Source organism: Streptomyces sp. S186 (genome assembly GCF_051603415.1).
Lineage (GTDB): Bacteria > Actinomycetota > Actinomycetes > Streptomycetales > Streptomycetaceae > Streptomyces.
This window is the reverse complement of the sequence record NZ_CP193932.1, coordinates 4,741,160-4,765,093: the sequence shown is the minus strand read 5'-3', so window position 1 is coordinate 4,765,093 and position 23,934 is coordinate 4,741,160. Positions and strand designations below refer to the sequence as shown.

The following is a 23,934-nucleotide window of genomic DNA, read 5'->3' as shown; positions in this document are numbered from 1 at the left end:
GGTGGAGTGACCGCATGTTCCGGGTTGAGTGCCCGCATGTTGCCGCACCGTCCGCGAGTTATCCACAGGGCTTTTCCCGCGTGTCACACGCGCGTAGAACAGTTTTCACAACGCGCGACGACGCGGCGGACGACACGAGGGACGAGGGACGAGGGACGAGGGAGGCACGCGGGCCGACGGTTGGCGCGGGCGCGCACGAGGTGCCGTGGCGGACGGGCCACGCCGGGACAGGACGGGAACGGACGAGACGAGGGGGCGGAGAGGGAGATGGAACGACGTGAAGTGCTCAAGCTGTCCGCGGCGGCCGGCGCGGCGGGTGCGCTGACGCTCGGACGGGTGAGCTTCGCCGCGGCGGAGCCGACCGCCGGGCGGGGCGAGGGCGGACCAGTCGGGGGCGGGCCGGCCGGGGGCGGGCCGGCCGGGCAGAGCCGCACGGTCACGGTCACCGGCCATCTCCCCGTCGGCGCACCGGACTTCGTCTATCTCCCGGTGGACGTCCCGCACGGCGTACGGGAGCTCGCGGTCGCGTATCGCTACGACAAACCGCCCGTGCCCGACGGCACCGCGGGGAACGCCTGCGACATCGGCCTCTTCGACGAGCGGGGCACGGCGCTCGGCGGCGCCGGTTTCCGCGGCTGGTCGGGCGGGGCGCGCCCGGAGTTCTTCCTGCGCGCCGACGACGCCACGCCCGGCTATCTCCCGGGCCCGATCAACGCCGGCACCTGGCACATCGCCCTCGCCCCGTACACCGTCGCCCCGCAGGGCCTGGACTACGAGGTCACGGTCACCGTGCGGCACGGCCCCCGGGGGACGACCCCGGCGCCCGTCCACCCGCCGGAGCGGGCCCGGGGCCGCGGCCGCGCCTGGTACCGCGGGGACAACCACCTGCACTCCGTCTATTCGGACGGCAAGCGCACCCCGGCGCAGATCGCGGCGCTGGCGCGGGCCGCGGGGCTCGACTTCATCACCACCACCGAGCACAACACCACCGCCGCACACCGTGCCTGGGAGGGGCTGTGGGGTGACGACCTGCTGATCCTCACCGGTGAGGAGGTCACCACCCGCAACGGGCACGTGGTGGCGATGGGCACCGACCCCGAGGTCTTCATCGACTGGCGCTACCGCGCGCGGGACAACGCCTTCGGCCGCTACGCCAGGGCCATCCGGCGGGCCGGCGGCCTGGTCATCCCGGCGCACCCGCACGCCACCTGTGTGGGCTGCAACTGGAAGTTCGGGCTGAACGACGCGGACGCGGTCGAGGTGTGGAACGGCCCGTACGGCCCCGACGACGAGGCCACGCTCGCCGAGTGGGACAACACCCTGGTCGCCAACTCCCGCCGCGGCGGCGACACCGGCTGGCTGCCGGCCGTCGGGCACAGCGACGCGCACCGCGATCCGGACGTGGTCGGCCTGCCGCAGACGGTCGTCCTGGCCGACGACCTCTCGCGCCGCGCTCTCCAGGAAGGCATCCGTGCGGGCCGGGTCTGGATCGCCGAATCCGCCCGTGTGGACCTCGCGTTCACGGTCACCGGCGAACGCGGCGGACACGCCGGGATCGGCGAACGCCTGGCCGTGCCGGACGCGTCCGCGGTCACCGCGCGGCTGACGGTCTCCGGCGTGCCCGGCTGCACGGTCTCCTTCGTCACCGACCAGGGCCGCAGACACACCGCCCCGCTCCCTCCGTCGGGTGCAGGCACGCTCACCTGGCGCACGACCCCCGCCAACGCCGCCTACATACGTGCCGAGGTCCGCCACCCGTCGCCCTCGGCGGACCTCCCGGGCCCCATGGCAGCACTCACGAACCCGGTGTTTCTGGGCAAGAGGTGAGGTGACGAGGGCCTGAGTTGGAGTCGGAGTCGGAGCGCCGCTGGTCGACTCATGCGGGCGGGGTTGCGCCCCCATCGAGGGCACGGCGAGCCGCTACGGCATCTGTGTACATCTCTGTCGTGAAGTCGTCCCCATGGATGCCGAGTTCACTCATGACGGACCGTACGTCGTCTAGGGCCGCGGGGAGTTCGCGATCTTCCGGAACCATGGTCTCGACTTCCAGGAAAGTTCCTTCGATTTCCGGAATTTGGACCAGTGTGGCGAGCAAGCCGCGGCCATGAGAACTGAATTCGTAGTTTCGGCATCGCTTCTGGAATGCGATCACCGGAACGTACCCGAGTCCCCGCAGCATGGCGTGAACGGCTTCCGGGTTGTCCACGCGCGTTTCGTGCTCCGTCTTCGAGCCGGACTCCGAATCGACGCGAGCACCCTTGTACGTAAGGACGGATCGCGTCGAGTTCGCCCCGTGGATCGTGCGGACTCTCAGTTCTTGATCCCGCGCATCGAGACTTCCCGACGGTTCGTCGTAGTAGGTGTCCCGGTAGACCTCGACCCGCCCTTCGGCCTTCTGATCAAGCTTCCCCAAGACGTAAGCGGGGTTTCGGACATACGCTTTCAGCTCCGCCTCGATCAACACGCGAACCTTCCGCTCAGACGGCACGGATTCCTGTTGCCACCATGGACGAGAACATTCTCTTGAACCCTCGATACAGTGGGCCCCGTGGCGTTTTCATGACCAAGTTGGATGCATTCGGTACCGATAGACCTGAACGTCACAGACGCTTGACAGGTCACGCAACCGAGCCTCGGCCAGTCTGACGCCTCCAGCCAGCGATTCCGTCGATCCCGCGTTCGCCGCTGCGCACGTCGTGCGCCGGCGCAAGGCCGAGCAAGTGCCGGGCGTCATCGGGCATGTTCAGCCCAGTCGCGACGCGTTCGAAAACGTCGAGACGCGTGATCTCCCGCCGCCCGTTGATGATCTCGTTCACACGTGCCTGTGTCATGGCCACGGCCGTAGCGATCCTGGATGGGCTGCCGGAAGAGGAGCTGGCGGAGGTGCTGTGCAGTCGTCTGGCTGCGTGCATCGACGCCGTGGAGGCGGCGGGCAGCGACGGACCCGACCATGCGGAGGGTGCACCCGCGAGGTAGCCGCCCCTCACCCCGGCCAGACAACCGACTGCAGCTCGCTGTACGCATGCAGTGCGTACGAGCCCACGTCGCGGCCGACACCGCTGCGTTTGAAGCCGCCGAACGGTGCCTCCATGTTGCGGCCTACCGTGTTGATGCCGACGCCGCCGGACCGCAGCCGGCTCGCGATCCGGAAGGCCCGGGGCACATCGCCGGTCCAGACGTAGTTCAGCAGCCCGTAGTCGCTGTCGTTGGCCAGCGCGATGCCCTCTTCCTCGTCGTCGAAGGGCACCACCGTCACCACCGGCCCGAAGATCTCCTCGCGGACCGCCCGCATGGCGCCGGTGCAGTCCGCGAAGAGCGTCGGCGCGACATAGAAGCCGCGCGCCGGCGACGGGCGTTCGCCGCCGGTGATGAGCCGGGCGCCCTCCTTCACCGCCAGCGCGACGTACCCCTCGACGCGGTCCCGGTGCGCGGCGGAGATCACCGGGCCGACGACGGTGGCCGGATCCCGCGGGTCGCCGATGGTCAGCCCCTCCGCATACCGCGCCAGACCGGTCACCAGCCGCTGGTAGATGCCGCGTTGGGCCAGCACCCGGGTCGGCGCGGTGCAGATCTGGCCGCTGTAGAAGGAGAAGGTGGTGCCGATCCCGGACACCGCGGACGCCAGGTCGGCGTCGTCGAAGACCAGCGCCGCGCCCTTGCCGCCCAGCTCCATCAGCTGCCGCTTCATCCCGCGGCCGCACTCCTGGGCGATCCGCTGCCCGACCGCGGTGGAGCCGGTGAAGCTGACCATGTCCACGCCGTCGGCCGCCACCGCCGCCTCGCCGACCTCCGGCCGCGTCCCGCTGACGACGTTGACCACCCCCGGCGGGGCCCCGGCCTCCGCCAGCGCCTCGGCCATCCGGTACACCGACAGCGGGTCCTGCGGCGCCGGTTTGACGACGACGGTGTTGCCCATCGCCAGCGCCGGGGCGACCTTGCCCGCCGGGTTGGCCCACGGGTTGTTGTACGAGGTGATGCAGGTGACGACGCCGACCGGGCGGCGGACCGCGACCGCGCCGAAGACGCCCCCGCCCCCCATCGGTCCGGCCGCGTTGACCTGCGGCGGCACCGCGGTCTCGACCGGTTCCAGGGCGCCGCGGGCGTACCGCGCGAAGCGGGCCGCGGCCACCCCTACCTGGAGTGCGCGCGCCGTCCCGGTCGTCGCCCCGCTCTCCGCCTGCGCCAGCTCCGCGTAACCGGCGGCCTCCCGGCGGATCACCCGGGCCGCCCGGTCCAGCACGGCGGCGCGCTCCTCGGGCGCGGTCCGCGACCAGCCGTCGAAGGCGTCCCGGGCGGCGTCCACGGCCGCGGCCACCTGCGCCGGGCTCGCCTCCGGCGCGGGCCCGACGACTTCCTCGGTCGCCGGGTCGATCACGTCGTAGTGCCCGCCCTCGGGCGCCACCCACTCGCCGCCGATGAACAGCCGCGCACCCGCCGAACCCGCCGCCCCGGTCGCGCGCCCGCGCCCCCGACGGCCTCCGGCGCCGGCCCGGCCTCCCTGCCCTCCGGTGCTCACCTGGTGCTCACCGTCCGCGTGTCCCGCCCCGACCGCAGTACGGTCCCGGGCACCGCGCCGGTCACCACGTCGTCCCGGATCGTCTCCACCCCGTTGACGCGTACGCTGACCACGCCGATCGGGCGGGAGTCCAGCCGCGGGCCGTCCCCGGGCAGGTCGTGCACCAGCGTCGCGGCGCCCGCGTCGATCCGTTCCGGGTCGAAGAGCACCAGGTCGGCGTGGTGGCCCTCGGTGATCCGGCCGCGTTCGCGCAGGCCGAAGAGGCGCGCGGGGTCGTCGGTCAGCATCCGCACCGCCTGTTCCAGCCCGACCAGTTTCCGGCCGCGCAGGCAGTCCCCGAGGAAGCGGGTGGTGTACGGGGCGCCGCACATCCGGTCCAGGTGCGCCCCGGCGTCGGAGCCGCCGAGCAGGACGTCCTCGTGCTGCCAGGTCTGCTGCCGCAGGGCCCAGCTGGCGGGGTCGTTGTCGGTCGGCATCGGCCAGAGCACGGTGCGCAGTTGGTCGGCGGCGCAGATCTCGGTCAGGCAGTGGAAGGGGTCCTGTCCGCGTTCGGCGGCGATGTCGCGGACCACGCGGCCGGTCAGTCCCTCGTTGGCCGCGGAGTAGGTGTCGCCGATGACGTACCGGGTGAAGTCGGTCAGCCGGCGGAAGACCCCGGCCTCCTCGCCGTGCGCGCGGCGCAGCATCCCGGCCCGGATGTCCGGGTCGCGCAGCCGGGCGATCCGCTCGGGCACCGGGAGACCGAGGATGTCGCCCCAGCCGGGGATGAGGTTGAGGGCGCAGAAGGTGCCCAGGGACATGTTCATCGGGGTGAGGATCGGCATGGTCAGTGCGACGATGCGGCCGCCGGCCCGGCGGGCGCGTTCGCCGGCGAGCAGTTGCCGGGGGACGCGTTCGGGGACGGCGGAGTCGATGGTCAGTACGTTCCAGTTGAGCGGGCGGCCGGCCGCCGCCGACATCGCCACCAGCAGGTCGATCTCGTCGTCGGTGAAGCGGTCCAGGCAGCCGGCGACGATCGCCTCGGTCTGGGTGCCCTCGTGCTCGGCGACCGCGCGGGAGAGCGCGAGCAGTTCGTCGGGGCGGGCGTGCCGGGAGGCGACCGGCCGGCCGTCGCCGTCGGAGTGGCTGGACGACTGGGTGGTGGACAGCCCCCAGGCCCCGGCGTCCATCGCGTCGTGGAAGAGCCGCAGCATGGCGTCGAGTTGGGCGGCCGTGGGCTGCCCGCCGACCGCGTCCGGGCCCATCACGTACCGCCGCAGCGCGCAGTGCCCCACCATGAAGCCGGCGTTGACCGCGATCCGCCCCTCCAGCGCGTCCAGGTAGTCCCCGAAGCCGTGCCAGTTCCAGGGCGCGCCCTTCTCCAGGGCGACGAGTGACATTCCCTCGACGCGGCTCATCATCCGCCGGGTGTAGTCGGCGTCCTCGGGCCGGTCGGGGTGGAGCGGGGCGAGGGTGAAGCCGCAGTTGCCGCCGGCGACGGTGGTCACGCCGTGGTGGAGGGACGGGGTGGCGTACGGGTCCCAGAACAGCTGGGCGTCGTAGTGGGTGTGCGGGTCGATGAAGCCGGGGGCGAGGACCAGGCCGTGCGCGTCCTCGCTCGTCCGGGCCGCCTCGGTGACGGTGCCGGGTCCGGCGATCACCGCGATCCGCCCGTCCCGGATGCCGACGTCGGCCGCGAAGGCGGGCGCGCCCGTGCCGTCCACGACGGTCGCGGCCTGGATGAGGTGGTCGAGCATGGCGTGCGTCCCTTCTCGGGTGCGGGGCGGATGCGGGCGCATACGGGGCGGCATGCGGAGGGGTACGGAGCGGGTGCCGGGCCCCCGGGCCGGATCGGCGTCAGCCGGCCCCCGTCGTACCCGCCGCCCCCGCCGTACCCGCTCCCCCCGCCGCACCTGCCGCCCCCGCCGCCTGCCGGAAGCGGGTCGTCCGGTGCACCGGATCGGTGTCGATCTTCGGGATGACGTGCTCGCCGATCAGCCTGATGGTGTTCATGGTGTCCTCGTAGGACACCCCGATCGGCAGCCCGAAGGAGAGCTGGTCGGCGCCGGCCTGCTCCCAGCGCTTGCACTGCCGCAGCACCTCGTCGGGGTCGCCGCAGATCATCAGCTCCTCGTCGATCAGCAGCTCGACGAGCTCCTCGGTGTAGTCCGGGAGCAGCGCGGGCCACTCCGGGATGCCGTCCGGGCGCGGGAAGGTGTCGTGGTAACGGAAGAGCAGCGACTGGAGGTAGTTGAGCCCACCGCCCACCGCGATCCGCACCGCCTCCTGGTGCGTCTCCGCGCAGATGGCGGTCGACGTCACCATGACATTGTCATTGACGAAGTCCCCGACCGGCTCGGCGTCCTTGACCGCGTTCTTGTACGAGTCGACGACCCACTCCATGTCGGCGACCTTCTGCACGCTGAAGCCGAGGACCCCCAGCCCCTTCTTCCCGGCCATCGCGTACGAGGACGGCGACCCGGCCGCGTACCACATCGCCGGGTGCGAGGCCCCGTACGGCTTGGGCAGGACCTTGCGCGGCGGCAGCTGCCAGTGCTTGCCCCGGAAACCCTGGTACTCGTCCTGGAGCCACATCTTGGGGAACTCCGCGATGGTCTCCTCCCAGATCTCCTTGGTGTGGTTCATGTCGGTGATGCCCGGCAGGAACCCCAGGATCTCGTGGCTGCCGGCGCCCCGGCCGGAACCGAACTCGAACCGTCCGGCGGAGAGGTGGTCGAGCATGGCGACCTTCTCGGCGACCTTCACCGGGTGGTTGACCGGGGCGAGCGGGTTGAAGATCCCCGAGCCGAGGTGGATCCGCTCGGTCGCATGGGCGAGGTAGCCGAGGTAGACGTCGTTGGCGGAGAGGTGGGAGTACTCCTCCAGGAAGTGGTGCTCGGAGGCCCAGGCGTACTTGAAGCCCGACCTGTCCGCCTGGATGACGTACTCGGTCTCCTCCATCAGCGCGTGGTGCTCGGCCTCCGGGTCGGCCTGCGCTCGCGCGGCGGGCACATAGCCCTGCACAAAGAGCCCGAATTCCAAGGGGGTTCACCGTCCCTCTTCCGCTGCGGCGGCTCCTTCTGACGTACCGTCAGATTTGATGGCATCGACTGTTCCAGCGGCACCGGAGCCCGTCAATACCCGCAGCGAGCAAAGCTGATGGTCCATCAGGTGCAACGCCTCGGGAGCCAGGCCCTCAGAACGGACTCACCCCCGCCAGCCACCCCCCGTCGATCACGAACGGCTGCCCCGTGATGTACGACGAGTCCTCCCCCGACAGGAACAGCGCCAGCCGGGCCACCTCCTCCGGCCGCCCGATCCGCCCGAGCGGCACCAGCTTCCGGTACAGCTCCTCCACCGCCCGCACGGACTCGGCCGGGTCACCCGACGGATCCACCGCCGCCGGATTCGTCATAGGCGTGTCGACCGCCCCCGGGCACACCGCGTTGACCCGGATCCCCTGGGCCGCCAGCTCCAGCGCGGCAACCCGGGTCAGCCCCACCACCGCGTGCTTGGTGGCGGCGTACGCCCCGACGAACGCCATGCCGGTCAGGCCCGCGTACGAGGCGGTGTTGACGATCGTCCCGCCGCCGGCCGCCGCGATCCGGGGTGCCACCGTCCGGATCCCCAGAAAGCACCCGGTCTGGTTGACGTCGAGCACCCGCCGGAACTCCTCCAGCGGGGTGTCCACCAGCGCGTTGAACCGGAGGATCCCCGCGTTGTTCACCAGCCCGTCGATCTTGCCGAACGCCTCCTCGGCGGCCTCGACGAGCGCCGCCCAGTCCCCCTCCACCGCCACGTCCAGCCGCACGAACCGGGCTCGCTCCGCCCCCAACTCGGCCGCCAGCGCCTCCCCCTGCTCCTCCAGCACATCGCCGAGCACCACCCGCGCCCCCTCCGCCACGAACAGCCGCGCCTCCTGCTCCCCCTGCCCCCGCGCCGCCCCGGTGATCACGATGACCCTGCTGTCGAGCTTGCCCATGCCTGCGCTCCTGTGATGTCCGTCCACGAAGGCCCCACCGCCCCGCCCTCCCCCGAGAGAGGATGGGGTCAGTCATTCAGCAACGGGCCGACCTCGGCCCCGAAGGCCGCCATCTGCTCGACCAGTTCCGACCGGCCGCGGCTGCGGAACCGCACCTGGATCTGCCGCACCCCCATCGCCCCGTACTCCCGCAGCGAGGCGGCGATCCGCTCCGGCGCCCCGACGAGCGTCCGCCGCCCGACGTCCCATCCGGGCTCGCCCACGTACACCGGCTCCGCGATCGCCCCGATCTCGATCGGCTCCGCAACCCCCGCCGCCTCCCGCACCCTCAACAACTCCCCTATTTTTCGGGGCAGTTCATCCCGTCCGCCCCCCTGCGGCAGCCACCCGTCCCCCCGCACCGCGGCCCGCCGTACGGCCGCCGGGGACGAGCCGCCCACCCAGACCGGCGGCCGCGGCGTCTGCGCGGGCCGCGGGGCCTGCGCCAGCCCCCCGAACGCGAACCGTTCCCCCTCGACCCCCGGAAACTCCTCCTCCCCCCACACCACCTTCAACACGTCGATCGCCTCGTCGAGCACCGCCCCGCGCCGCGCGAAGTCCACCCCCAACGCCTCGAACTCCTCCCGCACATGCCCGGCGCCGACCCCAAGGATCAGCCGCCCACCCGACAGCCGGTCCAGCGTCGCGTACTGCTTGGCACTGACCAGCGGGTGCCGGAGCCCGACCACGGCCACATGGCTCAGCAACCGCACCTGCTCCGTGATACCCGCCAGATAGGCGAGCGTGGCCACCGGGTCGTACCAGACCGTCCCCATCGCCGCGGCCAGCCGCCGCGGAACCGCGACGTGATCGCAGCACGCCACATACGCGAACCCGCTCCGGTCCGCCACCCGCGCCACTTCCGCCAGGTCCTCCGGCCCGGCCGCCGCCTCCCACCCCTCCGCGAAGATCATGCTCTGCGCCTGCACGGGAAGCTGCATCCCGTACGACAGCCGCCCCGGCGGCAACACCTGCACCATGCCCGCGGCCCTCGTTCGCCCCGACGACGCCACTCCGCGTGGCGTCTCACCGTGCGGTCATGGTGGTACTAGCTGACGCCTCATCAGGCAAGGGCCTGGGGCTGCCCCCGCCCGCCGATGAACTCCCATTCAGAATCGGCCATCTGGCGACGGCCGCCCTCGTCGCACTTCGGCCAGACCACCCGATCAGGCCGACCGCTTCCTCGGCCGGGCCGGCAGCGCCGCCCCCTTCCCCACCACACGCCGCCGGTCACGCCCGCAGTCGGCTTGACAGCGCCATGGCCAGGAACGGCTCCTCAGGCGATATCCACCCTGACCGTAACTACACCCGTACCGTAGGCGATCGTCGCCAACATCATTACGGTCCCTCTCCTAGGCGTCTCCTAGACGAACCTTGGCGACTCCTAGGCAACCCGACACCCGCAGAGAGGGCCAAACCGGCATGACCGAAATCAAGGGCTTCCACACGCTCACCTCCGTCAAGAGCGGAAAACTCCTGGACGTGGCGGGCGCCAGCACCCAGGACGGCGCCAACGTCTACCAGTGGGACGCCAACGGCACCGACGCCCAGGCGTGGGAGTTCCTGCCCGACGGCGAGGCGGGCGTCTACACGCTGCGCGCCCGTTGCAGCGGCAAGGTCCTCGACGTGCACGAGAGCTCGACCGAGAACAGTGCGAACGTCGTCCAGTCAACCGGCAAGGTCGAGCGCCTCAGCCAGAAGTGGCGCCTGACCCCGCTCGGCGAGGACGTCTACACCCTGACCAACGTGCACAGCGGCAAGCTCCTGGACGTCACGGACAACAGCCTGGACGCCGGCGGCAACGTCATCCAGTGGTCCGCCAACGACGGCGACAACCAGAAGTGGCGCGTGGCTGCCACGAAGTAGGCACAGCAGGCGCAGGCAGCCAGCCGAATCATTGAGCACCGGGACTGCTGGCCCGGGTGCTCAATGCGGCGGGGCTGCACCGGCGCGCTCAACAGATGCCCTCAGGCAATCAGCGCCCGAGCCCGTGCCATGACCTCCGGATCGGCGAAGGTAAGGCGTCCGACATGGACCCCGTCGCTGTTGTACGCCGGAACCTTGAGCATCGCGGTCCGGGCCACGGCGACGGTCCATTCGCTGCCGTCCACCGTGAGGCCCTCCGGATGCGGCATGACGGAGAGCCCCCAGCCACTGTCGATGATCCACCGGCCGTACGCTTCCTGCTCGTCCGAGACGTTCGTCGGCAGGTGCCCGCCGGCCACGTCCCACAGGGTCGGGTCACCGTCCGGGACGTCCGGGACCGGAACGGTGGCGACGACGGCCATCGTGTCCTCCCGCGCGTAGGCGAGGACGCAGTGCCCGGACCGCCAACGATGGGTGAACGGGGCCAGCAGCACGCGCGAGTCACGGGTGAGCTTCTTCACGGGGTCCTCCCCGGGGTGCGCCCCGCCCATACGGAGGTGAGCGGGGGCTCGGCTCAAATTCCTTACGACCAGGGCCACTTCTCCCCCATACAACGTGCTCACCTCCGCGAGGTCTCGCCTCATCACCGGCCCCGATCCCGCTGGGGATGACCTCCCGACGACGTCACGCCGACCTCAGGACGGCCTCATGCAGCGCCGGAGCCGGGGGACATCGCCCGTACGAGCTCGTTCGGGGTGTCCAGCCACGGGTGTGCGCCGTCCCGGTCCACGGTCAGCCCGAAGCGCTCGAAGCCCGGCCGCCCTCGTTCGACCCACCACCTGTACGCCGCTTCGACTTCTTCCCAGAGACGTCGCGGACCCGACTGGTACACCTTGGCCTCTGTGGCCGCCGTGGCCTCCGTACGGTCGTCGTCGCGGAAGACGACCACCGCCCATGACATATCGGAGAGTCCGTAGAACCACACGGCGCGCTTGCCGTCGCGCTTGCGATCGGCGAGATGGGCCACGTCGGGCACGCGCAGGCCCAACGCGAAGGTGACCGGATCGAAAGCGCCCGTACCCCCCGTACCGCACAGTTCCGCTTCGGTCACCGGCGTGGTCGACGTCTCCGCGGCGTCCATGGCACCCGCAGCTACGTACGCGTCGTGCCGGGGCCACACGAAGCGCTGGGAGCGCATACGCATGAAGGCAACCGGCCGCGTGAAAGGCCCTGTTGCGCTCCGACGGTCATCGGCTACCACAAGCCGCGCGGTGGCCTCGCCGGGCCCGTAGTAGGTCCCCCAGGGAACGAGGATCACGCCTCCGGGGTTGGACTGTTCCACCCACGCGAACGGGATCTCGCGCAGTCCGCATGTGGCGATGATGCGGTCGTAGGGTGCCTTTTTCGTGCACCCGAGGAAGCCGTCTGCGTGCACCACCTCGACCGGGAGCCCGAAGCGAGCCAAGGACTCCTGTGCCTGGGCGGCGACCGTGCCGTCCACCTCGACGGTGACCACGTTGGCGGCCCCCAGCCGGTGGGCGAGGAGCGCGGCGTTCCAGCCGGTCCCGCTGCCGATCTCCAGCACCCGCTGCCCGGGCCGCACGTCCAGGTCGGACAGCATGGCGAACACCAGGCTCGGCATGGACGACGAAGAGCTGAACGCCTTTCCCGGCTCGCGGCCGTCATGCCGGCCGTCGTCCCACTGCGTGACGATCGGGTCGTCCGAGTCGGCGTGCCTCTGCCACGCCTCAGGGTCCGCCAACCTGTCGACCACGAGATTCCGGCCGGTGGCCATGTCGTGCGGCCACATGAGATCCGGCAGGAAGCCGGCACGGGGCACGGCCTCGAAGCTCGGTGCCCAGTCGGGTGCCATCGCTTTGGTTTCCAGGAGGAGACGGCCCAGCTCCTCACGAGTGGGCCGTTCCCTCTGCTCAGAAGGGCGTGTCACTTCCGGTGCGTCCCGTCGCCAGGGGGCGTCGTCCCGTCCGGGTACGGCTCGTCGGTCGGCGTCCAGGGCTGTCCAGGGTGGTCGTCTCCCCCGCCGCCCTCGTCCTTACCGTGCCCGCCGCCTTGCGCGAAGTGGTTGCCGAATCGGGTGTTCACTGCGTCTCCTTCTTGAGGGGTTGGGATTTGATTACCGTCGTCCTCAACGGGCGAGCCCCGCCGTGCTGAGGTGCGCCGATTGTCTGTTCCGGTCAAGGTGCCGATAAACGGGGTCAGTTACGGGTACGGGCGGACGGTCCCCGCTTCCGATGGGGATTCCGATGAGGATGGCGACGCATCTCGACGTTGCAATCGGTCGCCTTCGACCAGTCGCCGACGGCATAGGCGGCGGCACGCTGCTCGGCCAGCGCCCCGCACACATCGCATCCGGCGACCGGTACCGGCTCCGGCAACGGTTCCTTCAGGTAGACCGGGAGGCCCATGCCGCTCATCAGCCGCTCACCTCAATACCGTGAATCCAGCGCGGCCCGGCATCGATCCCGTGCACCGCGAGCCACAGCGCTCGCCGCCGTACGCGCTGCATTCGCCGTTGTTGCCGTTCCTCGGGCGTGAGGACGTACGGACGGACCAGGGACACGTCCTCGCCGCGCAGCAGCCTCGGCCGCCGCCGGGCGGGTACGCGGGGAACGGCCAGCGTCCCCACGTCCACGCGCCTCGCGGCAGCCGGCGCCCCAGTGCGACGGTGATGCCCTCGCGCGGGCAGTAACAGCCGCAGCAGCGGCTCGAAGATACGGGCGATACAGTGCGGCATGTCGACGCTCCTACGAGGCGTTGGCCATGCCCCCGGGCCGTTCGCCGCGGCCGCGGGGGTCTTGCGTACTGATCGACCGTATGGCGCCCCAGGAAGACGAAGGGCCACAGTATGTAGCCCCTCTGTCACGCCGCGAACGCTCGCATGCGACGGCGAGTTGAGACCTTGCGAAGCGCCAATGGAATCAGCCCCGGTTGGGTGATGGAAGGCCGATCGCTACGCGCCGAGTCCAGCCAGGCGTACCGTGCTGAGTGTCGACGTCAGAACGGAGCCCACCATGGCGCACTTCCCTGACATGCAGGCGGCGGACAGCAACGGCCAGCGACTCGCGCGCATCCGAATGCGGCGTCGGTGGACCCAACAGCGGCTTGCCACGGAGACCGGATACAGCCTCTCAGCAGTAAAGGCTTTCGAGCAGGGGCGCAGGGCGCTGGACCGGCCCGCAGTCATCCTCTCTCTGTGCCGCGCCCTCGACTGCCACCCCACCGAAATCACCGGAGGACCCGTAATCCCGCCGCAATCCGACCTCGCCGGGCAAGCAGCCGTCGCCGGTGTAGCCCCGGTCCGTCGAGCGATCCTTCGGCACGGCCGACCTGCGCGCCCGTCTGAGGAAGAAGCGGCCAACGTAGACCTCGTCGAGCTCCGCACACGGACCCTGGCCGCAAACAACGACCGCCATGCGGCGCAACTGGCAAATACCGGCGAGACTTTGCCGGCCTTGATTCGAGACCTACAGGTAGCCGCCGAGGTTTCCGAAGGCACCGCACGCCGAGCGGCATTCTCTTTGCTGACCACGGCGTACGAATGCGCGATGCAGTACCTGTACAAATTGGGGCACGTCTCAGACGCCACCCTCGCGACAGAACGTGTCGTGTGGTCTGCCGAGGCCACCGGTGATCCGCTGCGCGTGCTGGCAGCGCAGTGGTACGACGCCGGGGAATTCCTGAGCATCGGCGAGCACGACGAGGCGGGTGCCATCATCGATGACGCGCTGACGGCGCTTACGCGGATGCCGTCACCACCCGCCGAGGCAGTGTCACTACGCGGCGCATTCGAGCTGAAGGCCGCGTTGAACCACGCACGCGCAGCTGAGCAGGACACTGCCGAACGACATTGGCGTCGAGCGGAGGCCGCGGCGGACGAGCTCGGCGGGGACCGTAACGATTGGCACCTCCAGTTCGGTCCCACGAACGTAGCGATCTGGGGTGTAAGTCTGCCCGTCGAGATGGGACAGGGGCGCCTGGCCGTCGACCGGGCGAAGAAGGTCAAGCTGCCAGAGACCTACAGTCGCGAGCGCCGCTCACACCACCACATCGACGTGGGGCGCGCACACTTCTACAACGGGCAGCGTGACCTGGCGCTGGAGGCGTTTCTCCACGCTGAGCGCCTTGCTCCGCAGGCAACCAGGATGCATGCCGGAGTACGCGAAACGGTGGGCACGATGCTCCGCACCCAGAAGCGCGGCCGGCTGGTCGAATTGGGCATTCGACTGGGGGTTGTGTGAACAACGGTGGGAACCCGTTGAAATCGCGGCTCGTTGACCCCATGCGCTGCCGGTGAGGATGGCCGGGCGGTAGAGAACGAACGACCGGACCGGAGCGCGGCTCGGTGGAATGCCGGCCAGCGGGACGTCAGGAAACGGGGGAATTCGATGAACAGCGGGTACTCGATCTTCGCGGGGACGATCGCCGACCTCACGTATCCAGAGGTGGAGGCGGCAGCCGGGCGGGGCGCATGCGTCCTGCTGCCTACGGGGGTCATCGAACAGCACGGGCCGCACCTGCCGCTGGGCACCGACGCCTACGGTGCCTACCAGCTCTGCCTGCTCGTGAAGGGGGAGTTGGAGCGGCAGGGAGTGGAGCGGCAGGTGGTGGAGTCGCTGATCGCTCCGCCGGTCTTCTGGGGGATCAACCAGGTGTCGTCGGCGTTCCCGGGAACGTTCCGCACCCGCCCGGAGACCGCTGCGGCACTCCACACCGACATCCTGGACTCGCTGGCCACCGACGGCTTCGATCGCATCTTCGTGATCAACCACCAGGGCGACATCGCCCACAACCGGATGCTGCTGGACGTGGTCCGGCGCCAGCATGAGCAGGGGAACACCGGTGTCGTGCTGCTGGAACCGGACTTCATCGCCGACCGCCTCGACTGCTCGCCCCCCGAGGCGGTGGCCTCCTACGCCATGCAGCCGCTGTTCGAGGGCTTGGAGCTGACGGGTGAACTCGGCGTGCATGCCGAGGAGATCGAATCCGCCCTGATGATGCGCTGGTTCCCCGAACTTGTCGACTACGACGCCATGGCCGAACTGAAGCCAACCGGGCTGGGCCCCGATGACCTGGCGGAATGGCGCAAGGGAGGCGATCACGCCCGGCGGGTGACACCGCAGGGTTTCTTCGGCGCACCCAGCCCACGCGACCCCTTCCTGTGGCGGTTTCACCAGCGGATGGCGACGGCCATGGCAGATCTCGTGCGGACGCGCCTGTCGTCGTAGTCCTTTCCGTGGTCTCGCCGTAGTCCTTGCCGTCACCACTTGCCGGGTACACCCGGGCCTTCGACGGCAGGGAACGGCCGCTCGCTGCGGGGCGTTGAGCCGGCATGGTGATGTTGGCAAGCCTGATGGCGATATTGGTGCCGGTAATCGGTGGATTTCTGCTGGCTGCGGCGCGGCAGGTGGTGCTCAGGTCAGGTCGTCCGGCGTGGCTGCGGCGCCGACTGGCCGGCCGTACTCCGGCCGGCGGCGTGGGCCTGGGCGCCACCATGACCGAGGAACTGCACACGATGTGGAACGGCAACAAGCACATTCAGCTGGAACAGCGTCGGGTGGACATGACCTTGCAGGACGACCAGCACGACGGAGCCCCGCGCCGGACGGGCATCGACTTGGATGCGGGCAGAGCCGTGATACGTCGGCATGGTTAGTCGGCGTGATTAGGCGTCGCGTGAAGGGGTTGGCGTCCTGATCGGGAAACCGCTTGTTCAATGGGGGGCTGCCGACGGCCCCCAAAGCCCCTCCCCCGTCAGTCCAAGCAACTCGATCGCGTTGCCGCGGACGATCCGTTCGACGACGTCGGGGGCGAGGTGACCCATCTGGGACTCGGCGACCTCCCTCGACCTGGGCCAGGTCGAGTCCGAGTGCGGGTAGTCCGTCTCGTAGAGGACATTGGCGACGCCGATCGCGTCGAGGTTCCGCAGGCCGAAGGCGTCGTCGAAGAAGCAGCCGTAGACGTGCTCGGCGAAGAGTTCGGAGGGCGGCCGGAGGACCTTGTCGGCGACACCGCCCCAGGCGCGGTTCTCCTCCCAGACGACGTCGGCGCGCTCCAGGATGTACGGGATCCACCCGATCTGCCCTTCGGCGTACATGATCCGCAGCCGCGGGAAGCGGTCCAACTTGCCGCTCATCAGCCAGTCGGTCATCGAGAAGCAGCAGTTGGCGAAGGTGATCGTGGAGCCGACGGCGGGCGGGGCGTCGGCCGACGTCGACGGCATCTTCGAGGACGAGCCGATGTGCATGGCGATGACCGTGCCGGTTTCGTCGCAGGCGCGCAGGAACGGGTCCCAGTGGGTGGTGTGGATGCTGGGGAGACCCAGGTGGGGCGGGATCTCGCTGAAGCAGACGGCACGGACGCCGCGGGCCGCGTTGCGGCGCACCTCTTCGGCGGCGAGCTCGGCGTCCCAGAGGGGGACGATCGTCAGCGGGATGAGCCGACCGCCGGCCTGCGGGCCGCACCACTCCTCCACCATCCAGTCGTTGTACGCGCGCACGCCCAGCAGTCCCAGTTCGCGGTCCTTGGCCTCGGTGAAGGTCTGTCCGCAGAAGCGGGGGAAGGTAGGGAAGCAGAGGGCGGACTGGACGTGGTTGACGTCCATGTCCGCCAGCCGTTCGGGGACGCTGTAGGAGCCGGGGCGCATCTGTTCGTAGGTGATGCCCTCCAGCCTGATCTCGTCGCGGGGGTAGCCGACGGCGGTGTCCAGGCGGGTCAGCGGGCGGCGCAGGTCCTCGTAGACCCACCAGTCGGCTGTCGGGCCGCCGTCGCCCGGAGCACCCATCGTCGGGGTGAACTTGCCGCCGACGAAGGTCATGTCCTTGATCGGCGCCCGGACGATACGCGGGCCGGTGTCGCGGTACTTCGACGGGAGCCGGTCCCGCCAGACGTCGGGGGGCTCCACGGTGTGGTCGTCGACCGAGATGATCCGGGGGAAGGCTTCGTTCGACCCGTCGGCGTTTGATCCGTCGGCCTTGCTGGAGCTGCTGGAGCTGTTGGATTTGCCGGGTTCCGTGGTCTCCATGGGCGTTACGGTAGCGCTGATCTGACGAAGCGTCAGTAACGCGGGAGGAATGAACGCGGAGGGGAGGGCGTTACTGCGTGGGCGGGCGGGACGGGCAGGACCGGCAGGAGCGGCAATCGGAGAACCGACCGGCCCCGTGCCGCGTGTACGCAGGCGGATCGGGCGAACCGTGGGCACCCGGCGGCCGGTAACGGTCCGCCGGCAGAAACAAACCAGCCAGCCGGGAATGGGGGCCGTGGCCCCGGGTAGGGGGCGACGGGTGCGTGGCGACTACATCGGGAACGCCGCGCGCGGGCGGACCCGTAAGGGGCGCGCAGGCGGGCGGCTTGCGCCGAACACCCCCGCCCACCTGGGCAAACGCCCCGGCGGGCGGCCCGGGCGGCGGCTCGGGGCGGGAACGGAGGGTTCCCCTCCGACGGCCCGGCGGGGCCCGGCGCCAGGCCCGTCCGACCGCACGGGGAGGCTTTGTGCACGCTCCGGACCCCTACTGACGTAGAGGGTCGCGACAGGGCAGACTGACCGTTGCGCTCGGCGCAAAGCTTTGGACGGACGGTCATGACAGCGCGAACGGACGGGACACGGCAGGGGGACACCATGGACGACGGTCCGGGACAGGTGCGGGAGCGGCTCCGCTTCACCGTGCTCGGTCCCGTGCGGGCCTGGCGCGGCGAGACGCCGCTGGCGGCGGGTTCGCCGCAGCAGCGCGCCCTGCTCGCGGCGCTGCTGCTGCGCGGCGGCCGGACCGCCACCGCGCCCGAGCTCGTCGACGCCCTGTGGGGCGACGAACCGCCGCATGCCGCGCTGGCCGCCCTGCGGACCTACGCCTCCCGGCTCCGCAAGGCGCTCGGCGCCGACGCGGAGACCCTGGTCAGCGAGTCCGGCGGCTACGCGCTGCGGCCCGTGGACGGACTGCCCCTGGACCTCGACCACGACAGCGCCGAGCAGTTCGCCGCCGACGCGGAGAAGGCCAAGGCCGCCGGCGACCGCGGCCGGGCCCGCGAACTCCTCGACGCCGCGCTGGACCTGTGGGACGGCGAGCCGCTCGCCGGACTGCCCGGCCCGTATGCCGAGAACCAGCGGACCCGCCTCCAGGAGCGGCGGCTGTCGCTGACCGAGACCCGTCTCGAACTCGACCTGGAGGCCGGCTGCCACGCCGAGGCGGTCTCCGAGCTGACCGCGCTGACCGCCGCGCACCCGCTGCGCGAGCGGCTGCGGGAGCTGCTGATGCTGGCGCTGTACCGCAGCGGCCGCCAGGCCGAGGCGCTCGCGGTGTACGCCGACACCCGCCGGCTGCTCGCGGACGAGCTGGGCGTGGACCCCTGCGCCTCGCTCTCCGAACTCCACCAGCGGATCCTGCGGGCCGACACCGAACTGGACGCACCGGCCGTCGGCGGCGATCAGAACGGCGCCGGGGCGACGTTCGTCCGGCCGCGCCAACTCCCGGCCACGGTCGCCGACTTCACGGGCCGGGCCGCGTTCGTCAACGAGCTGAGCGACCAGCTGGCGACGGCCGAGGGCAGCGTGATGGCGGTCTCGGCCGTCGCCGGGATCGGCGGCGTCGGGAAGACGACCCTGGCGGTGCATGTCGCACACACCGCCCGGGAGCACTTCCCGGACGGCCAGCTCTACGTCGACCTCCAGGGGGCGGGGCACAACCCGGCCGAACCGGAGGCGGTGCTCGGCGCGTTCCTGCGCGCCCTGGGAACGGCGGACTCCGCCATTCCGGACGGCCTGGAGGAGCGGGCGGCGCTGTACCGCTCCGCGCTCGCCGGACGGCGCGTCCTGGCGCTGCTGGACAACGCCCGGGACGCGGCCCAGGTCCGCCCCCTCCTGCCCGGTACGGCGGGGTGCGCGGCCCTGATCACCAGCCGCTCGCGGATGATCGACCTGGCCTCCGCCCATCTGGTCGACCTCGACGTGATGAGCCCCGAGGAGGCCCTGACCCTCTTCACCCGCATCGTCGGCGAGGAGCGCGTCACCTCCGAGCGGAAGGCCGCCATGGCGGTCGTCGGCGCCTGCGGCTTCCTGCCGCTGGCCATCCGCATCGCCGCCTCCCGGCTGGCCGCCCGCCGCACCTGGACGGTCTCGACGCTGGCCAGCAAGCTCGCCGACGAGCGGCGCCGGCTGGACGAACTCCGCGCCGGCGACCTGGCCGTGAAGGCCACCTTCGAACTGGGCTACAAGCAGCTGGAGCCCGCCCAGGCCCGCGCCTTCCGCCTCCTGGGCCTGGCCGACGGCCCGGACATCTCCCTGACCGCCGCGGCGGCCCTCCTCGACCTGGACGCGGAGGCCACCGAGGAACTCCTCGAATCCCTCGTCGACACCTCCCTTCTGGAGTCCGCCGCACCGGGCCGCTACCGCTACCACGACCTCGTCCGCCTCTACGCCCGCGCCTGCGCCGAGCGCGACGAACACCCACCGTCCGAACGGGACGCGGCGCTGTCGCGGTTGCTGGACTTCTACGTGGTGACGGCATCACGGGTGTACGCGCTGGAGCGCCCCGGCGACCGGCTGATCGCGCACCTGGCGGAAACCAGCCACCCGGGCCTGGAGTTCCAGGACCGGGCGTCGGCTCTGGAGTGGCTGTTCAGCGAGGCGGGGTGCGTGCTGGCCTGCGCCCGGCAGTCCACGACCCCGGCCATGCTTCGCCGCGCCGCCGACCTGCTGCTGCTCACCAAGGACTTGGCCGAGTCGGGTGCCGATGCCCTCCAGTACGAGCAGGCGAACACCACGCTGCTGGCGGCGGCCCGCGAGGTCGGCGACGCACACGCCGAGGCCCGCATCCACACGGCCCTCGCGTACGTCCGCACCCTGTCGGGCCGGCTGGAGGACGCCGACGAGAACGCGAAGTCCGCGATGCTGCTCGGTCTCGCCTCCGGAGATGCGTTCTCCTCGTCATACGCACCCAACGACCGCGGCATCATCGCCAACGCGCAGCGCCGCCACAAGGACGCCGAGGCATATCTCCTGCAGGCCCTGGCGGCCTTCCGCGACGACGGGAACCGGCAGTCGGAGGCCAGTGCGCTGTGCAACCTCTCCCGGGTGCACCTGGACACCGGCCGGGTGCAGAGCGCCATCAGCCTGGCGGAGGACGGCATCGCCATCTACCGCGAACTCGGTGCCAAACGCCGCCTCGCCAACGGCATGTACGCGCTCGCCCTGGCATACACCCAGGCCGGGCGGCTGGCCGAGGCATCCGAGCGACTGGCTGCCGCCCTCGGCATTTTCCAGGACAGCCGGCAGCGTTTCTGGGAAGGCATGACCAATTTCCGCCTGGCCGAGGTCGATCTCGCGGCCGGCCGCCCCACTGCCGCCGCCAACCGCGCCGAGCAGGCGCTGACCGCGCTACGCGGAATCGGTGGGGAATCCTGGCGAGCCAGCGCCCTGACCACGCTCGGCCGGGCGTTGAACGAGATAGGGCACAGCGGTCGGGCACGCGTGTGCTGGCAAGAGGCACTGGCCATCTTCGAGCGTCTCGGCTCCGCGGAAAGCACCGCGGTCCGGAACCTCCTTGCCCCGGCGACGGTCGGCTGACCTCCCGTTTCGCCGGTCGCCGCCGACGTTTATCGATCGTTCATCGGTCCGGGCCACTCTTATTCCTACCGATCCGCCGCCTCGGGGGGCAAGCGGCTCGGTGCCCAGGCCGCACAGTTATCGTGAGCGGCCATGTCACGCCCGTCCGGCGGCCAACGGGGGAGTCGCCGGGCGGGCGGACAGCCTCAAGCGCCCATCAGGAGTTGATCGCAATGAGCACCGAGAACACAGTTCAGAATTCGGGGGAGCGAGACGTCGTCGGCCCGCGTGACAGCCACCAGCCGATCGTCACACCGCGTGACAGTCACCAGCCCATCCTCGGCCCCGGCGCCACGCCGCAGGTCCCGCAGCCCCGGGACCGCGAGGTCGTCAGGCCGATGGACAGTCACCAGCCCAGCGCCGCGTCCGACGCCGGCACCGCGGAAGCACCCGCAGGCGCCACCGATAAGACACCGGCCAGGGACAAGAACATCACCACCATGGACAGCCACCAGCCCGTCGGCGGAGTCAAGTAGTCCACCGACGAACGGGGGGATACGGGGGATACGGGGGATACGGGGGATAGGGGGATACGGGGGAGCACGACCGGGGGCCGGGTCCCCCGATGGAAATCCGGGGGACCCGGGGGGAATTCGGGGGAATCCGGGGGATCGCAGGGGTCGTTTTCCCGTGGCTGGGAGGGGAAGCCACGGAAAAACCGGCCCCTGCGGCGTTTCTGCCCGCGAGGTAAAACCTGCGATATTCCGCGACTTTCCCCGACAACAGTCGAACATCTGCACGCACTTAGCGCTAGTTTGTTTCTGGGAACAGCAACGATCCCTGGATCCTTAGGAGTTGGCATGACCCGTAGAAGGAAGTCCCTGGCCGTCGCCGCCATCGCCGTGGCTGCGCTCGGCGCCGCCGCGGTGCCCGCCTTGGCCGACAGCCACATACCCAGCCCGTCGAATTCCGTGACGGCTCGGAGCAGTCACACGCTCGTGGTACCGCAGGACAGCCACATCCCGGTGGCGCCTCAGGACAGCCACATTCCGGTGGCACCGCAGGGGGGCCATGCGGGGCTGTCGCCTCTCGACAACCACATGCCCTGACGCGTCCCGAAGGGTAATTCCCCACTCGCGGCATCGCGGACGGGGCCGGGCGGAAGACCCGGCCCCGTCCGCCTTTCGAGGACCGGAAAGACCGGGAGGACCGGACGTTTTCATTCCGAAACACTCGTCGCGGCGTCGACGAGACAGGCGGCGCCCGCACTAGCTGACGCTACGTCAGCTCCACTGCTACAGTCGCGCCGTCCGGACCGGACCTGCCCCGCCCATCCATCCCAGGAGGCGCGCCGTGTTCGAAGCAGTCGCCCGTGTACGCACGTTGTGGGAACTGGTCGAGTACCGGGCGCGGGCCTCCGGGGGTGCGCCGATGTTCTTCGACGGGGGCGGCGGGCCGGGCGTCACCTTCCGCGAGGTGCGGGACGCGGCGCTGCGCACGGCGGCCGGGTTCCGGGAGCTGGGGATCGGCGCCGGGACGCGGGTGATGTGGCAGTTGCCGACGCGTATCGAGACGATCGTGGCGTCGCTCGCGCTGGCCCGGCTCGGGGCCGTGCAGACCCCGGTGATCCCTCTGCACCGGGCCCGTGAGGTCGGGTTCGTCCTGGCGGAGTCGGCGGCGGAGTTCGTCCTCGTACCCGGGGTGTGGCGGGGGTTCGACTACGCGGCGATGGTCCGTGGGGTGGCCCGGGGGCGTGACGGCGTGCGGGTGCTCTCCGTGGCGGACGGGCTGCCGGACGGGGATCCGGGCACGCTGCCGGAGCCCCCGCTAGACCCCTCGCAAGAATCCCCGCAAGAACCCTTGCGAGAAGAGGACGGCCGCACCCGCTGGATCTACTGCACGTCCGGGACGACCTCCGTGCCCAAGGGAGTTGAGCACACCGACGCCTCGCTCATCGCGGGTGGGGTGGGGCTGGCCACGGCACTGGGGATGGCGGCCGACGACATCGGCTCGATCGCGTTCCCGTACGCGCACATCGCCGGGCCGGACTACGTCATCGCCATGCTGGTCAGCGGCTTTCCGGCGGTCGTACTGGAGACGTTCGACGCGGAGCGGGCAGCCGAGGTCTACCGGCGCCACGGGGTGACCATGGCGGGCGGCAGCACCGCGTTCTACCAGGCGTTCCACGATGCGGCGCGGCGCCGCCGGCAGGCCGCGCCGGACGCCGGGCCGCTGATTCCCTCGCTGCGTCTGCTGTCCGGCGGCGGCGCGCCGCTGCCGCCGGAGCTGTACCGGGCAGCCGGGCGGGAGTTGGACTGCGCGATCGTGCACGGGTACGGGATGACGGAGTGCCCGATGATCGCGATGGGGACGCCGTACGACAGCGACGAGCAGCTGGCGCACACGGTGGGCAGGCCGGTGGCGGGCGCACGGGTGCGGATCGTGCGGGCGGACGGGAGCGAGGCCGCGACCGGGGAGACGGGGGAGGTCACGGTCTCCGGGCCGATGGTCTGCCGGCGGTACACCGATCCCGCGCTGACGGCAGAGGCGTTCACCGCGGACGGCTACTTCCGCACCGGCGATCTGGGCCAACTGCGCGCCGACGGGCACCTGGTGCTCACCGGGCGGCTGAAGGACATCATCATCAGGAAGGGGGAGAACATCTCCGCGCGGGAGATCGAGGACCTGGTGTGCACCCACCCGGCGGTGGCGGAGGCGGCGGTGATCGGCCTGCCGGACCGGGAGCGGGGAGAGCGGGTGTGTGCGGTGGTCACGCTCGCCCGGGATGGGGGTGGGGATGGCGACGGGGACGGGGCGGGGGCGCTGACGCTGGCCTCGCTCGGCGCGCATCTGCTGGCGGCCGGGCTGATGACGCAGAAGCTGCCCGAACAGCTGGAGATCATCGACACGCTGCCGCGCGGCGGACCGCTGAACAAGGTGCTGAAGGCGGCACTGCGGGAACGGTACGGGGGGCGGTAGGCCCCTTCGTGCAGGACG

The 23,934-nt window shown here is 70.8% G+C and carries 22 protein-coding genes; 9 read left to right on the top strand and 13 right to left on the bottom strand.

What is annotated here, in order from left to right; all coding sequences use genetic code 11:
- The first annotated feature begins 267 nt into the window (after positions 1 to 267).
- A complete protein-coding gene (locus tag ACRAS8_RS20615) occupies positions 268 to 1,827 on the top strand; it encodes a CehA/McbA family metallohydrolase (protein WP_438487470.1) in 1,560 nt (519 codons plus the stop codon).
- A 49-nt stretch (positions 1,828 to 1,876) separates the two neighbouring features.
- Here the strand turns inward: ACRAS8_RS20615 and cyaB are convergent, their stop codons facing one another.
- The 7 genes from cyaB to ACRAS8_RS20580 form a co-directional block, all read right to left on the bottom strand.
- Positions 1,877 to 2,461: a class IV adenylate cyclase gene (gene cyaB / locus ACRAS8_RS20610; RefSeq protein WP_438490551.1), complete on the bottom strand. Its 585-nt coding sequence runs from the start codon at positions 2,459 to 2,461 to the stop codon at positions 1,877 to 1,879.
- 157 nt (positions 2,462 to 2,618) lie between these two features.
- Positions 2,619 to 2,816 (bottom strand): hypothetical protein, encoded by a 198-nt coding sequence (locus ACRAS8_RS20605; RefSeq protein ID WP_438487469.1) that lies wholly within the window; start codon positions 2,814 to 2,816, stop codon positions 2,619 to 2,621.
- Between the two features lie 167 nt (positions 2,817 to 2,983).
- The gene (locus ACRAS8_RS20600; protein WP_438490550.1) at positions 2,984 to 4,402 is read right to left on the bottom strand and encodes an aldehyde dehydrogenase family protein; all 1,419 of its coding nucleotides are present in this window, start codon (positions 4,400 to 4,402) and stop codon (positions 2,984 to 2,986) included.
- Positions 4,403 to 4,512: 110 nt separating this feature from the next.
- Entirely contained in the window at positions 4,513 to 6,252 is a 1,740-nt protein-coding gene (locus tag ACRAS8_RS20595; protein ID WP_438487468.1) for an N-acyl-D-amino-acid deacylase family protein, read from the bottom strand.
- 100 nt (positions 6,253 to 6,352) lie between these two features.
- Positions 6,353 to 7,537: an LLM class flavin-dependent oxidoreductase gene (locus ACRAS8_RS20590; protein ID WP_438487467.1), complete on the bottom strand. Its 1,185-nt coding sequence runs from the start codon at positions 7,535 to 7,537 to the stop codon at positions 6,353 to 6,355.
- A 154-nt stretch (positions 7,538 to 7,691) separates the two neighbouring features.
- Positions 7,692 to 8,477 (bottom strand): SDR family NAD(P)-dependent oxidoreductase, encoded by a 786-nt coding sequence (locus tag ACRAS8_RS20585; protein ID WP_438487466.1) that lies wholly within the window; start codon positions 8,475 to 8,477, stop codon positions 7,692 to 7,694.
- Positions 8,478 to 8,545: 68 nt separating this feature from the next.
- Positions 8,546 to 9,496, bottom strand: coding sequence for a TIGR03619 family F420-dependent LLM class oxidoreductase (locus tag ACRAS8_RS20580; protein ID WP_438487465.1), 951 nt, complete (start codon positions 9,494 to 9,496; stop codon positions 8,546 to 8,548).
- 442 nt (positions 9,497 to 9,938) lie between these two features.
- Between ACRAS8_RS20580 and ACRAS8_RS20575 the strand changes: the two genes are divergently transcribed.
- Positions 9,939 to 10,382, top strand: coding sequence for an RICIN domain-containing protein (locus tag ACRAS8_RS20575; protein ID WP_438487464.1), 444 nt, complete (start codon positions 9,939 to 9,941; stop codon positions 10,380 to 10,382).
- 101 nt (positions 10,383 to 10,483) lie between these two features.
- Here the strand turns inward: ACRAS8_RS20575 and ACRAS8_RS20570 are convergent, their stop codons facing one another.
- The 5 genes from ACRAS8_RS20570 to ACRAS8_RS20550 form a co-directional block, all read right to left on the bottom strand.
- Positions 10,484 to 10,903 carry a hypothetical protein gene (locus ACRAS8_RS20570; RefSeq protein WP_438487463.1) on the bottom strand — a complete coding sequence of 140 codons (420 nt, stop codon included), beginning with the start codon at positions 10,901 to 10,903 and terminating at the stop codon, positions 10,484 to 10,486.
- 185 nt (positions 10,904 to 11,088) lie between these two features.
- Entirely contained in the window at positions 11,089 to 12,255 is a 1,167-nt protein-coding gene (locus ACRAS8_RS20565; RefSeq protein ID WP_438487462.1) for a methyltransferase domain-containing protein, read from the bottom strand.
- Between the two features lie 71 nt (positions 12,256 to 12,326).
- Positions 12,327 to 12,485 carry a hypothetical protein gene (locus ACRAS8_RS20560; protein WP_438487461.1) on the bottom strand — a complete coding sequence of 53 codons (159 nt, stop codon included), beginning with the start codon at positions 12,483 to 12,485 and terminating at the stop codon, positions 12,327 to 12,329.
- Between the two features lie 113 nt (positions 12,486 to 12,598).
- A complete protein-coding gene (locus ACRAS8_RS20555) occupies positions 12,599 to 12,817 on the bottom strand; it encodes a hypothetical protein (protein WP_438487460.1) in 219 nt (72 codons plus the stop codon).
- Complete coding sequence (locus tag ACRAS8_RS20550; protein ID WP_438487459.1) at positions 12,817 to 13,137, bottom strand: hypothetical protein; 321 nt, start codon at positions 13,135 to 13,137, stop codon at positions 12,817 to 12,819. The genes ACRAS8_RS20555 and ACRAS8_RS20550 overlap by 1 nt, the downstream gene beginning before the upstream one ends.
- Positions 13,138 to 13,414: 277 nt before the next feature.
- On the opposite strand from ACRAS8_RS20550, the gene ACRAS8_RS20545 reads away from it, so the two are divergent.
- From ACRAS8_RS20545 to ACRAS8_RS20535, 3 genes are all read left to right on the top strand, one after another.
- Positions 13,415 to 14,641, top strand: coding sequence for a helix-turn-helix domain-containing protein (locus ACRAS8_RS20545; RefSeq protein ID WP_438487458.1), 1,227 nt, complete (start codon positions 13,415 to 13,417; stop codon positions 14,639 to 14,641).
- Between the two features lie 147 nt (positions 14,642 to 14,788).
- Positions 14,789 to 15,628 carry a creatininase family protein gene (locus ACRAS8_RS20540; protein ID WP_438487457.1) on the top strand — a complete coding sequence of 280 codons (840 nt, stop codon included), beginning with the start codon at positions 14,789 to 14,791 and terminating at the stop codon, positions 15,626 to 15,628.
- Positions 15,629 to 15,732: 104 nt separating this feature from the next.
- Positions 15,733 to 16,056 carry a DUF6191 domain-containing protein gene (locus ACRAS8_RS20535; protein ID WP_438487456.1) on the top strand — a complete coding sequence of 108 codons (324 nt, stop codon included), beginning with the start codon at positions 15,733 to 15,735 and terminating at the stop codon, positions 16,054 to 16,056.
- 57 nt (positions 16,057 to 16,113) lie between these two features.
- Here the strand turns inward: ACRAS8_RS20535 and ACRAS8_RS20530 are convergent, their stop codons facing one another.
- Complete coding sequence (locus ACRAS8_RS20530; RefSeq protein WP_438487455.1) at positions 16,114 to 17,424, bottom strand: amidohydrolase family protein; 1,311 nt, start codon at positions 17,422 to 17,424, stop codon at positions 16,114 to 16,116.
- A 594-nt stretch (positions 17,425 to 18,018) separates the two neighbouring features.
- Between ACRAS8_RS20530 and ACRAS8_RS20525 the strand changes: the two genes are divergently transcribed.
- From ACRAS8_RS20525 to ACRAS8_RS20510, 4 genes are all read left to right on the top strand, one after another.
- A complete protein-coding gene (locus tag ACRAS8_RS20525; protein ID WP_438487454.1) occupies positions 18,019 to 20,958 on the top strand; it encodes an AfsR/SARP family transcriptional regulator in 2,940 nt (979 codons plus the stop codon).
- 212 nt (positions 20,959 to 21,170) lie between these two features.
- Positions 21,171 to 21,473 carry a hypothetical protein gene (locus ACRAS8_RS20520; protein WP_438487453.1) on the top strand — a complete coding sequence of 101 codons (303 nt, stop codon included), beginning with the start codon at positions 21,171 to 21,173 and terminating at the stop codon, positions 21,471 to 21,473.
- A gap of 324 nt (positions 21,474 to 21,797) precedes the next feature.
- Complete coding sequence (locus tag ACRAS8_RS20515) at positions 21,798 to 22,046, top strand: hypothetical protein (protein ID WP_438487452.1); 249 nt, start codon at positions 21,798 to 21,800, stop codon at positions 22,044 to 22,046.
- Positions 22,047 to 22,290: 244 nt separating this feature from the next.
- Positions 22,291 to 23,916, top strand: a complete 1,626-nt coding sequence (locus ACRAS8_RS20510) for a class I adenylate-forming enzyme family protein (RefSeq protein WP_438487451.1) — start codon at positions 22,291 to 22,293, stop codon at positions 23,914 to 23,916.
- The last annotated feature ends 18 nt before the right edge of the window (positions 23,917 to 23,934 follow it).

Bases quoted from the DNA above. Each gene is read 5' to 3' on its own strand.
- ACRAS8_RS20615 (WP_438487470.1), top strand. From the start codon at position 268: ATGGAACGACGTGAAGTGCTCAAGCTGTCCGCGGCGGCCGGCGCGGCG.
- ACRAS8_RS20595 (WP_438487468.1), bottom strand. From the start codon at position 6,252: ATGCTCGACCACCTCATCCAGGCCGCGACCGTCGTGGACGGCACGGGC.
- ACRAS8_RS20585 (WP_438487466.1), bottom strand. From the start codon at position 8,477: ATGGGCAAGCTCGACAGCAGGGTCATCGTGATCACCGGGGCGGCGCGG.
- ACRAS8_RS20580 (WP_438487465.1), bottom strand. From the start codon at position 9,496: ATGGTGCAGGTGTTGCCGCCGGGGCGGCTGTCGTACGGGATGCAGCTT.
- ACRAS8_RS20575 (WP_438487464.1), top strand. From the start codon at position 9,939: ATGACCGAAATCAAGGGCTTCCACACGCTCACCTCCGTCAAGAGCGGA.
- ACRAS8_RS20565 (WP_438487462.1), bottom strand. From the start codon at position 12,255: ATGGCACCCGACTGGGCACCGAGCTTCGAGGCCGTGCCCCGTGCCGGC.
- ACRAS8_RS20555 (WP_438487460.1), bottom strand. From the start codon at position 12,817: ATGAGCGGCATGGGCCTCCCGGTCTACCTGAAGGAACCGTTGCCGGAG.
- ACRAS8_RS20550 (WP_438487459.1), bottom strand. From the start codon at position 13,137: ATGCCGCACTGTATCGCCCGTATCTTCGAGCCGCTGCTGCGGCTGTTA.
- ACRAS8_RS20545 (WP_438487458.1), top strand. From the start codon at position 13,415: ATGGCGCACTTCCCTGACATGCAGGCGGCGGACAGCAACGGCCAGCGA.
- ACRAS8_RS20540 (WP_438487457.1), top strand. From the start codon at position 14,789: ATGAACAGCGGGTACTCGATCTTCGCGGGGACGATCGCCGACCTCACG.
- ACRAS8_RS20535 (WP_438487456.1), top strand. From the start codon at position 15,733: ATGGTGATGTTGGCAAGCCTGATGGCGATATTGGTGCCGGTAATCGGT.
- ACRAS8_RS20530 (WP_438487455.1), bottom strand. From the start codon at position 17,424: ATGGAGACCACGGAACCCGGCAAATCCAACAGCTCCAGCAGCTCCAGC.
- ACRAS8_RS20525 (WP_438487454.1), top strand. From the start codon at position 18,019: ATGGACGACGGTCCGGGACAGGTGCGGGAGCGGCTCCGCTTCACCGTG.
- ACRAS8_RS20520 (WP_438487453.1), top strand. From the start codon at position 21,171: ATGAGCACCGAGAACACAGTTCAGAATTCGGGGGAGCGAGACGTCGTC.
- ACRAS8_RS20515 (WP_438487452.1), top strand. From the start codon at position 21,798: ATGACCCGTAGAAGGAAGTCCCTGGCCGTCGCCGCCATCGCCGTGGCT.